The organism is Rhodococcus sp. AB351, assembly GCF_049538275.1.
Classification (GTDB): Bacteria; Actinomycetota; Actinomycetes; order Mycobacteriales; family Mycobacteriaceae; genus Rhodococcus.
Window position 1 is genome coordinate 80,400 of sequence record NZ_JBMVFW010000001.1, and the last position, 14,194, is coordinate 94,593.

Annotated in this window: 11 protein-coding genes and 1 pseudogene; 2 read left to right on the forward strand and 10 right to left on the reverse strand. The window is 64.2% G+C overall.

Annotation, left to right across the window (positions count from 1 at the left end; all coding sequences use genetic code 11):
* Position 1: 1 nt before the first annotated feature.
* The 7 genes from ACPCXD_RS00430 to ACPCXD_RS00460 form a co-directional block, all read right to left on the reverse strand.
* Positions 2-1,015: a 2,5-dihydroxypyridine 5,6-dioxygenase NicX family protein gene (locus tag ACPCXD_RS00430; protein WP_423657831.1), complete on the reverse strand. Its 1,014-nt coding sequence runs from the start codon at positions 1,013-1,015 to the stop codon at positions 2-4.
* Between the two features lie 53 nt (positions 1,016-1,068).
* On the reverse strand, positions 1,069-1,842 hold the full coding sequence (locus tag ACPCXD_RS00435; protein WP_423657833.1) for an SDR family oxidoreductase: 774 nt from the start codon (positions 1,840-1,842) through the stop codon (positions 1,069-1,071).
* 41 nt (positions 1,843-1,883) lie between these two features.
* Positions 1,884-2,078, reverse strand: a complete 195-nt coding sequence (locus tag ACPCXD_RS00440; protein WP_423657835.1) for a ferredoxin — start codon at positions 2,076-2,078, stop codon at positions 1,884-1,886.
* A gap of 2 nt (positions 2,079-2,080) precedes the next feature.
* Positions 2,081-3,337 (reverse strand): NADH-ubiquinone oxidoreductase-F iron-sulfur binding region domain-containing protein, encoded by a 1,257-nt coding sequence (locus ACPCXD_RS00445; protein ID WP_423657837.1) that lies wholly within the window; start codon positions 3,335-3,337, stop codon positions 2,081-2,083.
* Positions 3,334-4,008 (reverse strand): isochorismatase family protein, encoded by a 675-nt coding sequence (locus tag ACPCXD_RS00450; protein WP_423657839.1) that lies wholly within the window; start codon positions 4,006-4,008, stop codon positions 3,334-3,336. The genes ACPCXD_RS00445 and ACPCXD_RS00450 overlap by 4 nt, the downstream gene beginning before the upstream one ends.
* The gene (locus ACPCXD_RS00455) at positions 4,005-5,390 is read right to left on the reverse strand and encodes an aromatic ring-hydroxylating oxygenase subunit alpha (RefSeq protein ID WP_423657841.1); all 1,386 of its coding nucleotides are present in this window, start codon (positions 5,388-5,390) and stop codon (positions 4,005-4,007) included. The genes ACPCXD_RS00450 and ACPCXD_RS00455 overlap by 4 nt, the downstream gene beginning before the upstream one ends.
* Before the next feature lie 61 nt (positions 5,391-5,451).
* Positions 5,452-5,997, reverse strand: coding sequence for an aromatic-ring-hydroxylating dioxygenase subunit beta (locus tag ACPCXD_RS00460; protein WP_423657843.1), 546 nt, complete (start codon positions 5,995-5,997; stop codon positions 5,452-5,454).
* A 545-nt stretch (positions 5,998-6,542) separates the two neighbouring features.
* On the opposite strand from ACPCXD_RS00460, the pseudogene ACPCXD_RS00465 reads away from it, so the two are divergent.
* Positions 6,543-7,312, forward strand: a pseudogene (locus tag ACPCXD_RS00465) (IS256 family transposase); the annotation flags it as partial.
* A 15-nt stretch (positions 7,313-7,327) separates the two neighbouring features.
* Here ACPCXD_RS00465 and ACPCXD_RS00470 read toward each other — a convergent pair.
* Both ACPCXD_RS00470 and ACPCXD_RS00475 read right to left on the reverse strand, forming a co-directional pair.
* Positions 7,328-8,602: an ISAzo13-like element transposase-related protein gene (locus ACPCXD_RS00470; RefSeq protein ID WP_423658807.1), complete on the reverse strand. Its 1,275-nt coding sequence runs from the start codon at positions 8,600-8,602 to the stop codon at positions 7,328-7,330.
* Between the two features lie 528 nt (positions 8,603-9,130).
* Complete coding sequence (locus ACPCXD_RS00475; protein WP_423657845.1) at positions 9,131-10,702, reverse strand: FMN-binding glutamate synthase family protein; 1,572 nt, start codon at positions 10,700-10,702, stop codon at positions 9,131-9,133.
* A 114-nt stretch (positions 10,703-10,816) separates the two neighbouring features.
* Here ACPCXD_RS00475 and ACPCXD_RS00480 point away from each other — a divergent pair, with 114 nt between their 5' ends.
* Positions 10,817-13,186: an FdhF/YdeP family oxidoreductase gene (locus ACPCXD_RS00480; protein ID WP_423657847.1), complete on the forward strand. Its 2,370-nt coding sequence runs from the start codon at positions 10,817-10,819 to the stop codon at positions 13,184-13,186.
* A 7-nt stretch (positions 13,187-13,193) separates the two neighbouring features.
* Here the strand turns inward: ACPCXD_RS00480 and ACPCXD_RS00485 are convergent, their stop codons facing one another.
* Positions 13,194-14,192 (reverse strand): MBL fold metallo-hydrolase, encoded by a 999-nt coding sequence (locus ACPCXD_RS00485; RefSeq protein WP_037190394.1) that lies wholly within the window; start codon positions 14,190-14,192, stop codon positions 13,194-13,196.
* Between the last annotated feature and the right edge of the window lie 2 nt (positions 14,193-14,194).

Below are 14,194 nucleotides of genomic sequence, written 5' to 3' on the forward strand. Positions count from 1 at the left end.
CTCACTCCTGCACTAGCACGCCGTCACGCACGACGGCGGCTCCGTCGATCTCGACGGTGCAATTGCGCATCGGCACGTCGAGGTGGGCGGGGGTTTCGCGGCCCGCGAATCGGTTCGAGCCGGTGGACCACATGAAGTTTCCTGCGGTTGAACGCAGTTCCTGTCCGTAGAGTGTGCGCGGGTCGTACACATCGAACGCAGACCAGCGGGCCCGCTCGAGCAGACCCCAGCCCATGTGGCTCAGAGCCCATACTTCGCTGTCGCCCCAGGCTTCGAAGTAGTCGTTGAGTACGTGGGCGTCGGTGCCCCTACCGGAGATCTTCGTTATGAAGCCCTTCTCGACCTCGATGGTCACCGTGTCCTGGACGTAGCGTTGCCACGGGATCAGTGCATCGCCGGGCTGCAGCACGATCTTGCCCTCTGCGGTCCGGTCGTTAGGGAAGCAGGCGACGAAGCCTGAGGGCCAGTGATCCCATCGGCCGGGCTCGTCGACGTATCCCCACTGGTGAGTGATGGGCAGATCTTCACCGGAGATGTCGGCGGTGAGATCTGTTCCTGCAGCACTGGTCACCTGCAAAGTGGAACCCGAGCGCAATGCGTTCCCACCGGTTTCCACGCGACCACGCAGGTCCGAGTCGCCGATCAACCGCTCGAGTACGTCAGACGGTTCGGCTACGAACAGCATTCGTTTGCCGTTGCCGGTGATCCGGGTACGGACGTCGGAGTGGATGAGGCCACCGACGGTGACGTCGACAACGAAATCGCACTCACCGGCCGCGGCCAGCAGAGGTGCGACCTCGCGGCCGTCGGCGGTGTACGGCGGCAGCATCGGATTCGACAGGCTCGAGGCATGCAGGACGAGAGCGCCGGCTCCGAGCTGACGTGCAGCGGCGACTGCAGCAGCGACATACTCCTCTTTCTGTCCTAGTTCGGCGATGATGCCGATGGTTTCGTCGGCGGTGACCTTGCAGAGTGTGAACTGTTCAACGAAGTTCTCGGTCAGTGTTTTCGGCACGGTTTGCTCCTTCTCGGAACTGTGATTGATGTCGGGGGTTCGGGCGGCACGAGTTAGTGGGAGGCGCGGACAGCGCCCCCGTCGACGGGTAGAGCGGTGCCGGTGATGAACGAAGATCGTTCCGAGACGAGGAAAGCAACGGCATCGGCGATCTCGCTGGCTTCGCCCCATCTGCCCGTCGGGATGTCCTTGACCACTTTGGCGATCTCCTCATCGACCGTGGTGCCGTTGGTCGTCGACTTCATCTCGACGATGCCCTGCATCCGATCGGTGCCAGTGGCACCCGGCATGACTTGGTTGATTCGGACTCCGGTGCCGCCGAGCTCGAGGGCCAGGGTCTTGACGAACGCTGACGCTGCCGAGCGGTACGACGAGGAGAGGACGCCACCGAGGGCGGGTTGTCGCACCCAGGTGGACGACAGCAGCACAATAGCGCCGCTGCCTTGCCTACGCATGGTCTTGGCGGCGGCGGTGCCGAGCTGGACCACCGGTCGCAGCAGCAGATCGTGCGCTGCCTGCCAGTCCTGCCAGTCGACGTCCAGGGCGGGCAGGATTCGGGGGCCGGGTGTGTTGAGAACCATGACGTCCAGGCGCCCGAACCGCTCGACGACCTGATTCACCAGTGTTGCGGTCGTGGCAGCGTCTGAGAGGTCATGGGGGAGTGGGACGATGCGGCCCTGGCCGTGCTCCTCGATGGTCGGTCCCGCCGATCGAGACGTGGCAACTACGGTCATGCCCTCGTTGGCCAGACGTTCGGCGGTGGCCCGGCCGATTCCTTTCGAGGCTGCAGTGACCAGCGCGATGCCGTTCTCGAGTCCCAGGTACACGTCTACTCCTTGAATCTGATCTATTTGAAAAAGATTGTTAGTCAGGTGATTTCACGGATTGCGTTCTCTGCGCACAATGTGATCACGCGGCGAACCGTTATCTCGTCGTCCACAGGTACAGAGCCGTCCCCTTTGGTCGAGGCGTAACCCCAGTCGTCGGCGCGGAATACCGACGGGCACATGTCGAAGCAGGTTCCGTACCCGTCGCATTTGGTGGGATCGACTGTCACACGCATCGTCAGGACTCCTTGTTTTCACTGCGTCGAGCCAGTTCGACGCCGGCTGTACGAGCCAGCGCGGCGGCACCGTCGATAAATCCACAGGCACCGCGCCCGGCCACGGTGGCGCCCCAACGCATCAGGTTCTCCTGGTGCAGGGTTGGATCGTCCCCACGCTGTATCTGCCGGAAGGCACGGGCGATCGCCGCGGTGCCGCTTACGCAGACACCGCACTGCATCGCAGACTCGGCTTGGAACCAGGCACTGAGTTCTGCCGCGATCTCGACAAGGTCGTCGTGTTCGCCCAGGACGGTCACCGCGGCGCAGCCAAGTCCGCTTCCTGCTTTGCGTACCGCGTCGTAGCAGCAAATCAGTTCGGAGCGGTCACCGGCAAGCATGCCGCCGAACCAGCCACCGAGCATCAGACCACCGATGCTCGAGGTGGCACCGCCGGCAGCCGTGATCAGGTCGTCGATGGTCTTGCCGAGCGACATTTCGTAGACGCCGGGACGGGACACTGCACCGGTTATCGTGAAAAGGGCGGTCCCACTGGATGTCGCGGAGCCGGTCTGAGAGAAGCTTGCTGCGCCGTGCCGCCGGATCCAAGCTACATGCGCCAGCGTTTCGACATTGTTGATCAGCGTGGGTAGGCCGCGAACTCCGGATTCGTACGGCCGGGGTGGCTTCGAAGTCGGTTTTGCGGCAAAACCGTCGATCGATCGGCACACGGCGGACTCTTCTCCTGCTACGTAGGTGTGCTCGGCACGGTGGGTGCGCAGGGTGAATCCGTTTGGAACGAGTCCGGCGGTCACAAGTTCGGCGATGGCATCTTCGACCGAGGCGGCGGCAGCCGGATCGGAGACATAGACGATCGCTTCTGACGCGCCGGTGACCGCTGCGGCGAGGAACAGGCCGTCGATTACGAGGTGTGGGCGGTAGCGCAGAAGCCAGCGGTCCTTCGTCGACGCAGGTTCGCCTTCATGGCCGTTCGCGACGACCACCTTTTCGCCCTTCGCTGCGGCGACAGCTGCGAACTTGCGTGCTGTAGGGTACCCGGCTCCGCCTCGGCCGCGGAGCCCGGAGTGCTCCAGTTCGGCTATGAAGGCATCCGGTTGCACGGTCGGGCCGAAGTATCCGAGGGCCTGTTCTTGTGCCAGTCCAAGAGGGCCGGATGAGGTCTCGGGGAGAACCAAGCGGGCCGGGGTGTCGCCGACGACGCTGGCCGGAGCGTCGGTACCGGGGGCGCGGTACAGGGCCGATTCGGCTACAGCTGTCATGACAACCCCTTGGTGTCTCTGTCGTTGAACGACTCTGTGATGATGTGTTGTGCCACCTCCAGTGAGATGACGTCGCCGTACTTGGCATCGATGTCGAGGAGCGCGGCATCGTGCGGGCCGCGTTCACGGTCTCCTGCGCATTCTCGGACTACGAAGGTCGGAAGATTCGCCGCACAGGCGTCGACCACTGTCGCACGGACACACCCCGAAGTGGTGGCACCGACGACGATCACGGTATCGATTGCATCTGTGGTCAGTCGATCAACGAGATTGGTGTGGGCGAAAGCCGACGCGGTCTGCTTCACCACGAGGAGTTCATCTTTCTGCCTGCCGAGCCGGGCGTCGATCTCCACACTTCGATGTCCGTGACGCAAACCCCGCATTGCAGGCATCTTCCGCAGCCAGGTGGCTCCGATCCCGTCATCCGGTGGAAAAGCGATCGTTGTGAAGTACACGGGCACACTGTGGGCGCGAGCGGTGTCGACCAGAATGCGGGTCGCGGCTACGACGTCGTTGAGGTCGAATCCCGGGCCGTACTGTGATTCGGTGAAGCCGTACTGCAGGTCCACCACAATCAGGCCGGGATTATTTCCGGGAGTCAGAGTTCCGAGTAGTCCGCTTCGCCGGTAGCGTTCGCGCAGTTGTGATTCGGCGGTCGGTTGCGGGGTCAAAACTGGAACTCCGGCCACTCGCCGGGCTCTGCCCGCATCATGTCCGCGTAGAACGCGTACATGTTTCGCTGGACACCTTCCTCGTATCGCGTCCAAAAGACACGACCCGGTCCAGGCCAGTCGGACACCGGTGTCGCCATACCGATTCCCGGAAGGCCCATTTCGTAGTTCAATTCGAAATCCAGGAGCTCGGCAGCAACGGAACCGCCGTTCTTGGTGACACTGAGCCATGGCTCGGTGTCGTCCATTTCGAACGAGCCGCCCAAAGAGAACGTGCCGAGTCCGGCCCGGTAGGTGCGTTCCTTCTGTTCCGGGGTCATGTTCTTGTACCCGACGAACCAATTCCAGATCTCGATCTGTCCTGGTCCTTTCGGTTGCCAGGTGCGGATGGTGAGGATGCCGGTCGGTGCGTGGTGTGCGCCGTCCTCGGACATCGGCAGGGCGAGAATGGAGAAGTTCGGGAATACGTTTCCGACGAAGACTCGGGAGCGGCGTGCCACCTCGAGTTGTTCCGGCGTGATGTTGACGCTGTCGAAGTGTTCTGCCAGTGACGGGGGGAAGCCGAAGAAATTGGGTCCGGGTTCGTCGGCGTACTCGGCCATGGAGAAGGACAGTGAGTGTCCGGGCGAGGCCTGAATGTGATAGCCCATCATGTTTTCGCTGAAAGGAACCGGGAAGGCTCCGATGCTCCATACCGACTTGTGCAGGGTGCCCAGGTGATAGTCGTCGCCGGAGAAGTTGTCAGAACCGGACTTCCAGTTTGCGTCGACTATGAAACGCTGTGGCTTGCCGAGAATCTCGACGCCGTCCTTGTCGAGGCCGAAAACCAGATCCAGGTACCAGGCCATGCCACCGAGATATTCGCGCAACGCAGGCGCGGTGGGATCCAAAGTAGCGAAGATCAAGCCGTGGAAGGACTCGACCTTGGCCGCACGAGCCAAGGCGTTGTTCTCTTTGCTCATGTTGCTCAGGGCGTTCTTCCACAGTGGAGCGCCGACGAGTGAGCCGTCCGAAGCGTAGGTCCAACCGTGGTAGGGGCACCGGAAGTGTGAGGAATTGCCCGAGTCGGAGCGGCAGATCTGCACTCCGCGGTGCCGGCAGGCATCGAACAGGACGTTGATGTTGCCGAGTTCGTCGCGGGTGACCACGAAGGAGTCCTCACCGATCTTACGGACCACGTAGTCGCCGTTCGCTTCGATTTCGGACTCGTGGGCCAGGTAGACCCAGGCTCGGCCGAAGATCTTGCGTAATTCTGTCTGGTAAACCTCGGGGTTTCCCATGATGGCGGATGGGATTCTGCCCTCTGGAAGTCCGCTCTCGATGCGGTCCATCAGTTTCTGGACCCGAGGGGAGAGCGAACCCTGATTCGACGCAGGCTTCATGCGTGGACTCCTGGTTTGGTGATCGAAGTGAGTTGCGAGCGAGGGGCGCTCGATATCATCGTCAGAAGAAAAGCGAGAGGTTGTGCGTGCCGATAACGCTCAAGTCCAAGTACACGATCCGACGCAGCAGCTTGAGTTCGCCGTTCTCGCGACAGAAGATGTCGTCGCGTTCGCCGGAGAGCATTTGGGGGGCGGTCTGGGACTGCCGGGTGCGGTAGATGAGGATGTTGCTCTTGGCTCGGATCAGGTGTTCGTCACCGCTCTCATGGGGGCGGACCCGGATGTTGGTGACGAAATGTCGTACCCGAGACGGCGGATCCTCAGCCCATGCGTACTTCGTCTCACCCCGCGTCACCCGCGATTCGAGAGATCCATAAGTCTCGCGAAGGTGGAAAGTGCTGGTGGAGAATCCGGTTCCACGGGCGCGTTCGACTGTTTCACGTACCGGGACCTGGTAGTCGATGTCCGCACTGACCAGTTCCGTAAGCCATTGCCGCTCATTCAGATCATCGAGTAGCTCAGCCTCGTAGAGCATGAAGTCGGTTACCTCTGCAGACCGTTGATCGGCTGTCGACAACGGGCGTGATGACGCGGTGGTTTCTTGCATCGGCAAGACACTCCTTCAAAGTGCATACACTTTTGGATGCACTTGAGTTTGCGCTATGCCGTGCGATTGCGCAAGACCCATTTGTGGCCCGTAACACAGAAGAAACAGAGACCGCACTTGGAACGGCCAGTTCGACGGTTTCTTCGGTTGAGGCCCCGCTGTGGCATCACTCGTGCGCTGGTTGTTTGCGGACTCGGTGCTCCCCAGGGAGCTCGACACCATCTCGGTAGTGTTTCGCCGGACGCGCGCGCAAGGGCTTGCCAATGCGGGATAGCATGCTTTCCCCCGCTCCGGGACGGTCCTGCAGTTCTAGAGCGAGGCGGCTATCTCGACGAATGCCAACGCCCGTGACGTCGCGGTGAGGCGCCGGTGAGATCACCCAAGCCTGCGCGTCGATGCTCCGCTCGGGCGGGAGGTTGCGTCCATGAAGATGGTGTACGAGCCGCAGCCGAATGACCCTGCGGGCGTGTCGTAACCGAACGAAAGACGGCCACCGCGTGATTCTCGAAGAGACCTACCAAAGTCACTTGAGACAGGACCACGCGATGACCACTGCCCACGATATCGACCTGCGCCGACTTGTCGAAGACCGACTCACCGGCGCCAGCCCTGATCTGCTGCGCGAGTTGTTGTCGATGTTCATCGACGCCCTGATGAGCGCCGAAGCCGACGTGTTGTGCGGGGCCGACTACGGCCAACGTTCCGGCGACCGTGTCAACGTCCGCAATGGTTACCGGCATCGGGACTTCGATACCCGGGTCGGCACCCTCGACGTCGCCATCCCCAGGTTGCGGCAAGGATCGTATTTTCCCGACTGGTTGCTGCAACGCCGCAAACGGGCCGAACGAGCGCTGACCTCAGTGGTGGCGACCTGTTACCTGCTCGGGGTCTCCACCCGAAGGATGGAGAAACTCGTCGACACCCTCGGGATCACGTCGTTGTCGAAGTCGCAGGTCAGCGTCATGGCGAAAGAGTTGGACGAGCAGGTCGAAGCCTTTCGCAGCAGGCCACTCGACGCCGGTCCCTACACGTTCGTCGCCGCCGACGCCCTGGTGCTCAAAGTGCGGGAGAACGGGCGGGTGGTCAACGTGCACACCCTGGTGGCGGTCGGCGTCAATGCCGAGGGCTACCGCGAAATCCTGGGTGTCGATGTCACCTCCGCCGAGGACGGCGCCGGCTGGCTGAGCTTTTCCGCGGGCTGGTCGCCCGAGGCCTGTCCGGGGTGCAGTTGGTGACCTCCGACGCCCACGCCGGCCTGGTGTCCGCGATCGGCGCGACCCTGCCCGGCGCGTCCTGGCAACGATGCCGGACGCACTGTAGCTGTAAGAAATTAATGTATCGATTCGCTGGTGTCGCTCTCGTGCGGTGGTATGGCAGCGAGAAGTTCGGCGGCGGTGCGGTAGCGGATGGGTGCCGGCACCGGGATGTAGCCGTCCTGTTCGAGCAGTGGTCGCACGTCGAGCAGCGCATTACCGATGGTGCGCGGACTGACCTGGAACAGTTCGGCAAGGACAGCGCGAGTGCACAGTCGCCGCAGATGCAGCACCGTGGCCAGGACACGTTCGGCATCGGTGATCTTCTGAAGGAAGATTCCGCCGCGGCCGCCGGGCATCCGCTCGCCGCCACGTTGGGCGTAGCGGCGTCGTTCGACCATGGCGGCTTGCCGAACGGCGAGACGTTCGACGAGTTCGTCCAGTTGCCGGCGACCCATGCCGGTCAGCGCCGGATGCGACAACGTTTCGGGGAGCAGCCGATTCGGGGCGGGACCGAGTACCCGGTCCTCGCGGACAAATCCGACAAGGTCGGCGGCGGTGCTCAACCGCAACCCGATGATCGGGGTGACGTGGTGACCACGCTCGTCGAGCAGCATCCGCGTTTCGGCGATGATCTCGCCGATGGAGTTCGGATTCACCCCGAGCAGTTCCGAAAGCACCCGCTGGGAGCACACCTGCCGCAGATACACGAGGGTGATCAGCAGCGCGGCGGCGTCCGAGATCAACCGCCGCTTGCCGGCACCCGGCGCCCGGCGGCGCCGCCCGCCGCGTTGGTGCCAGCGGCGTTGCTCGGCGCGGGCGGCCTGCACCGAAGCCAATTGGGCGGTGAGTTCGTCCAACTCGGCACCGGTCATGCCGGTCAGGCGGGGGTCGGCGAGCAACGCAAGGACCGCGGCACGTTCGCCTTCCCGGTCGCGGCCGACAGCCGCAGCGGTATCGGTGTGGGTCGGTTCGATGGTGTAGTTCCACGTTCCGCACTGGGCATGCGGGCGGATGGATAACGCGCGCAACTCGTCTCGGCCCACCGAAATCCCGGTCGGATACTCGCCGGTGTCCAGTTCGGCCTCCACGCGTAGCCCGGTGCGGGTGCGGGTGGAGGCGATGGTCTTGACCACGACCTCGTGGCTGGTCAACGGCCGGCCCCGCCAGTTCATGGTGATCCGGGAGAACAATCGGTGCTCGATCTTGTTCCATTTCGAGGTACCGGGCGGGAAATGGCGAATGTGGGTCAAGGTCCCCAGGTCAGAAGGGTGGGGAAGATCCGTTGACCGGGTGAACATCCCTCGCGAGAGCGTGTGACATCGGGATTCGGCGAGGAGGCGGAGCGCCACGGATGGGCAGGGAACCCGCAGTTCAGCGCCTGCGTGAGCCGGTCGACACGGAGGGGTTGTCGCGTTCCACCATGGTGGGCGTCACGGGTTCGCGTGGTACGCAACTCGTGACGGTTATTCGATGGATAACGGTGATTATCCATCAAAATCATGCCGAGAAGACCAACCGACGGCACGGAGGCGACCGTCTCTGGGTTGCCCATGACGAGCGCCGCGGTCGGTTGTCGCGTCTTTCGGCCGGCATGCCACTACGCGGGATGGTCCTTGTCATCGACGCGGGGTATCGATCGTGCCGAGGTGAATAGCAGGTGTCCGAGTCGATCGACGTGCGTCCGGACTGGCAGCGGCCATGGCTGCGGATCGCTGGTTCGTGCCGACAGGTCGCGCTCGGACGAACCGCCGCGGCATCTTCCTCGGCGGTGGCGGCAGGGGGTTGCATTCGCAGTCTGCGCGAATAACCAATCTACTAGTTAACATAACGAGGCATTATCGGCCGCATCGCTTTGTCGATCTTTTGACCACAGGTGATTACGAGGTCGCCGTCGACTCCTCCGTCCCACCCGGTGTCGTCACCGCTTCCGCGGTCATCAGACGCGTGATCTCCTCCCGGTCCGCCTGCGACGGCAGTCCCCATCCGTCCCGGTAGCCGTACATCTCGCGCAGGGTGATCGCGTGCCGGTTGCCGTCGGCGATCTCGATGTCGTCGACGGTGATCAGGCCCGGATGCGCCACTCCTGTGGCCTGCGCGATCTTGAACACGTCGCGGCGTAGGGCTTCGATGTAGTCGGCGACGCGGTCGGCCTTCGACGGGACGTCGAGTCCTCGGGTGAGCCAGCGGTTCTGGGTGGCGACGCCGGTGGGGCAGCGGTCGGTGTGACATTTCTGTGCCTGGATGCATCCGATCGAGAACATCGGTTCGCGTGCGACGTTGACCATGTCGCAGCCGAGTGCCATGGCGACCACCGCGTTGTCGGGTAGACCGAGTTTGCCGGCGCCGATGAAGGTGACGTCGTCGGTCAGGCCGGCCTCGGCGAACGTCGCGTAGACCCGCGCGAAACCGCTGCGGAACGGAAGTGAGACCGCGTCGGCGAACACCAATGGTGCTGCGCCGGTTCCGCCTTCGCCGCCGTCGATGGTGACGAAGTCGACGCCGCGGTCGGTCTCGCTCATCTGCCGCGTGAGTTCGTCCCAGAAGGTGGTATCGCCGACGGCGGACTTGATGCCCACGGGAAGGCCCGTCTCGGTGGCGAGCAGTTCGACCCAGTCGAGCAGACTGTCGATGTCGTGGAACTCCGTGTGCCGGGACGGACTCACGCAGTCCTTGCCGACGGGGATTCCGCGGACCTCAGCGATCTCCGGGGTGACCTTGGCTCCGGGGAGCAGTCCGCCCAGTCCGGGCTTGGCGCCCTGGCTGAGTTTGATCTCCAGAGCACGGACGGGTGCCGAGTCGACGACCCGCTTCAGCCGTGCGAGGTCGAAGCGGCCGTCCTCGTCACGGCACCCGAAGTAGCCGGTGCCGATCTGGAAGATCAACTCTCCGCCGTTGCGGTGGTAGTTCGTCAGGCCACCTTCGCCGGTGTTCTGCAGACACCCGGCCGCGCCGGCACCCCGGTTGAGTGCTTCCACGGCGGCACCGGACAGCGAGCCGAAGCTCATCGCGGAGATGTTGACGAACGACCCGGGACGGAAGGCGCGGGCGCGCCCCCGGGCACCTCCGAGGATCTTCGCGGACGGAATGGAGACCTTCTCGCCACCGTGAGGCGCGGCCGACGGCGGCAGATCCGAGAACGTCCGGTGCTTGATGATCGTGTACCCGTCGGTGTACTCGATGTCGTTGTCGCTGCCGAAGCCGAAGGTGTTCGTAACGTTCTTCGACGATGCGTAGATCCACCTGCGCTGGTCGCGGTTGAACGGACGTTCCTCGTCGTTGTTCGTCGTGATGTACTGCCGCAGTTCGGGTCCCAGCGACTCCAGGACGTAACGCGCATGCCCGAGAATCGGGAAGTTCCGCAGCAGCGAATGTCGTTTCTGCACAAGATCGTAGGCACCGACGGCGGCCGCCGCAGCGGCCGGGATACCGAGCGTTTTCGACCAACCCATTCTCCGAGGGTACGTCCCATCGGCGGCCTCGGAGCGGGAACCGATCGGGGGTTTCGAGGGGTGGACACCACGGGTACCCGCCGCGCAGAACTGTGCTCGGTGAGAGGTGAGCGAATGCAGAAGAGCGACCTGCAGTCCGACTACGACGAGGCCGACCTCGAGGTCGGAGACCGCAAGAAGGCCGCCGCCGGCGTCACCGGCGTCGCCGTGGCGATGAAGCGATCCCTCGAGCAGATGGGGCTGGTGCGTTCAGCGGAGACGCTGCTCGAGCTGAACCAGGCCGAAGGGTTCGACTGCCCGAGCTGTGCGTGGCCCGACCCGGATCCCGGTCATCGCAAGATCGCCGAATTCTGCGAGAACGGTGCCAAGGCCGTCGCCGAGGAGGGCACCAAGCGACGCGCCGATCCCGAGTTCTTCGCGCGGTACAGCATCGACGAGCTCGCTTCCCACAGCGAACTGTGGCTTGGCAAGCAGGGCCGCATCACGCACCCGATGGTCAAGAGGCCCGGCGCCACGCATTACACCCCGATCGAGTGGGACGAGGCCTTCGCCCTCATCGGCGAGCAGCTGAAGTCGCTGGACAGCCCCGATCAGGCCACTTTCTACACGTCCGGACGCGCGTCGAACGAGGCAGCTTTCGTGTACCAGCTGTTCGCGCGGGCGTTCGGGACGAACAACCTGCCCGACTGCTCGAACATGTGCCACGAGTCCACGAGCATCGCGCTGCAGGAATCGATCGGCATCGGCAAGGCCAGCGTGATACTCGACGACGTCCATAACGCCGAGCTGATCATCCTGCAGGGCCAGAACCCCGGCACGAACCACCCACGCATGCTCACCGCGCTCGAAGAGGCCAAGCAGAACGGCGCGAAGATCCTGACGATCAATCCGCTGCGCGAGGCGGGCCTGGTCAACTTCCGTAACCCGCAGACACCGCGCGGTGTGCTCGGGCGGGGAACGGACCTGTCCGACCTGCACCTGTCGATCAAGGTCAACGGCGACCTTGCGTTGCTGCAGGCGTTCGGGTCGCTGCTCGTCGAATGGGACGCACTCGACCACGACTTCGTGCAGCAGTACACGCGGGGATTCGACGAATGGGCCGAACACGTCCGGGACGTCGACTGGGACGAGGTGGTCGCCGCGACCGGCCTGTCCCGACAGCAGATCACCGAGGCCGCTCAGATGCTGCGACGCTCGAAGGCAACGGTCTTCTGCTGGGCCATGGGCCTCACCCAACACCGCAACGCGGTCGCGACCATCAAGGAGATCTGCAATCTCGCATTCGCGCAGGGCAACATCGGTAAACCCGGTGCCGGACTCATGCCGGTGCGCGGACACTCGAACGTCCAGGGCGACCGCACGATGGGGATCTGGGAACGTGCGCCGCAGAGTTTCCTCGACGCTATCGAGAAGGAGTTCGGTTTCGATCCTCCTCGCGAGAACGGCTACGACACCGTCGATTCGATCAAGGCGATGCGCGACGGCAAGGTGCGGTTCTTCCTCGGCCTCGGCGGCAACTTCGTGCAGGCGGCGCCGGACACCGGCGTCACCGCCGAGGCGATGGCCGGAATCGACATGACCGTGCACATCTCGACGAAACCCAATCGTTCCCATCTGGTCTGCGGCAGAACCGCATTGATCCTTCCGACGCTCGGGCGCACAGACAAGGACGTCCAGGCCTCGGGGCCGCAGTTCGTGTCGGTCGAGGACACGACGTGCGCGGTCCACGCGTCCCGGGGACCGTTGAAGCCACCCTCCGAGCACCTTCGTTCGGAGGTCGCGATCATCACCGGCATCGCCGAGGCCACGCTCGGTGACCGTTACGGGATCGACTGGAAGGCGATGCGCGACGACTACGCGAACATCCGCTCGCGCATCTCCCGCGTCGTCCCGGGCTGCGAAGGCTACGAGGTCAACGTCCGGCGTCCGGGAGGGTTCATCCTGCCGCATCCGCCCCGCGACACCCGGACCTTCGATACCGATTCGGGTAAGGCAGAATTCGCCGTATCGCCGGTGGAAGTGGTTCAGGTTCCGCCGGGACATCTGCTGTTGCAGACGATGCGCAGCCACGACCAGTTCAACACCACCATCTACGGCCTCAGCGACCGCTACCGCGGGATCGAGGGTGGCCGTCGTGTCGTGTTCATGCACCGGGACGATATCGCCGCACTGGGTTTCGACGACGGGGACTTCGTCGATCTGTTCACACGATGGGACGGCGACGACCGGGATCGGTGTGCCAAGAGGTTCCGGATCGTCGAGTACGACCTGCCACGTGGAAGCGCGGCCGCCTACTACCCGGAGACCAACCCTCTCGTCCCGCTCGATTCGACTGCGCTGAAGAGCAACTGCCCCACCTACAAGTCGATCGTGATCTCCCTGGCTCCTGCCGGACGCGACGAGTGCCCGGACGCGCTCGGAACTGCGCCCGTGGGGTCGGACTGGTCGCACAAGACGACCCCGAAGCCGAAGCACCTGTCCTGACCGGCGGTCAGGCTGCCTCGAATGCTCCTTCGCGCAGCAGTGTTTCGGCCGCGATGAAGGCTGCGGCGCGACGTGTGATGGTGGGCGGCGCCGGTGGGTTGCCGTTCCACTGGTCGAACAGGGTGCTCAGGCTCAACGCGATGCGCTCCGGCGACTCCCAGTTGCGCCACGCATCGAAGTCTCTCGTGCGCACGAGTTTCCGTGCTGTCTCGAGCGGGGTGAGTCCGGCCCGGTGATGATCGTGGGCGGCGTCGCGCAGCCACAGCCAGTAGTCGCGTAGTGCTCGGATCTCCGCTGCACCACAGGTCGGCCCGTGCCCGGGTACGTACACCGCGGCGTCCCAGCCGAGCAATCGGTCGAGCGCCGACAACCAGTTGTCGAGCGGGCCGTGCCACAGGATCGGCGTCGACCCGATGAACAGCAGGTCGCCGGTGAAGACGACCCCGGCATCGGCCACGCGGACGACCAGGTCGCCGGCCGTGTGGCACGGCCCGAGTTGCTCGAGTTCGATCGTGCGACCACCGATGTCCAGTGAGGTGGCGGTCGCGAAGGTCGTGTCGGGCATCCGCGGGGTGCGGCGCGGGAAGCGGGCACCGCCGCGGACCCGCGCCATGTAGGCACCGGCCGCACCGACGGGGCCGGGGACGCGCCGGATCCTGGAGCCCGTGCCGGCCAGCACAGTGAGGGCGCGCGGTGGAAGATCCTCGCGCATCCCGTCCAGTGCGGCGGCGCTGGTGGTGATCCGCGCGTCGGGCGGCAGCGTGTCGTTGCCCCACCAGTGGTCACCGTCGCTGTGGGTGTTCACCGCGTCGGTGATCGGAGCATCGGCGACCAACGGTGCCTGGGCCTCGGCGATGCGCTGTGCCCATGCGACGTCCCATGCGGTGTCGACGACCAGCGACGCCGTTCCCGGAGCGACGACCAACCCGGTGTTGGCCTCACCCCAGCCGCCGGGTGTGCGCACGAACGCCCAAACCCCGTCGCCGACCTGCTGCAATCCACTCATGT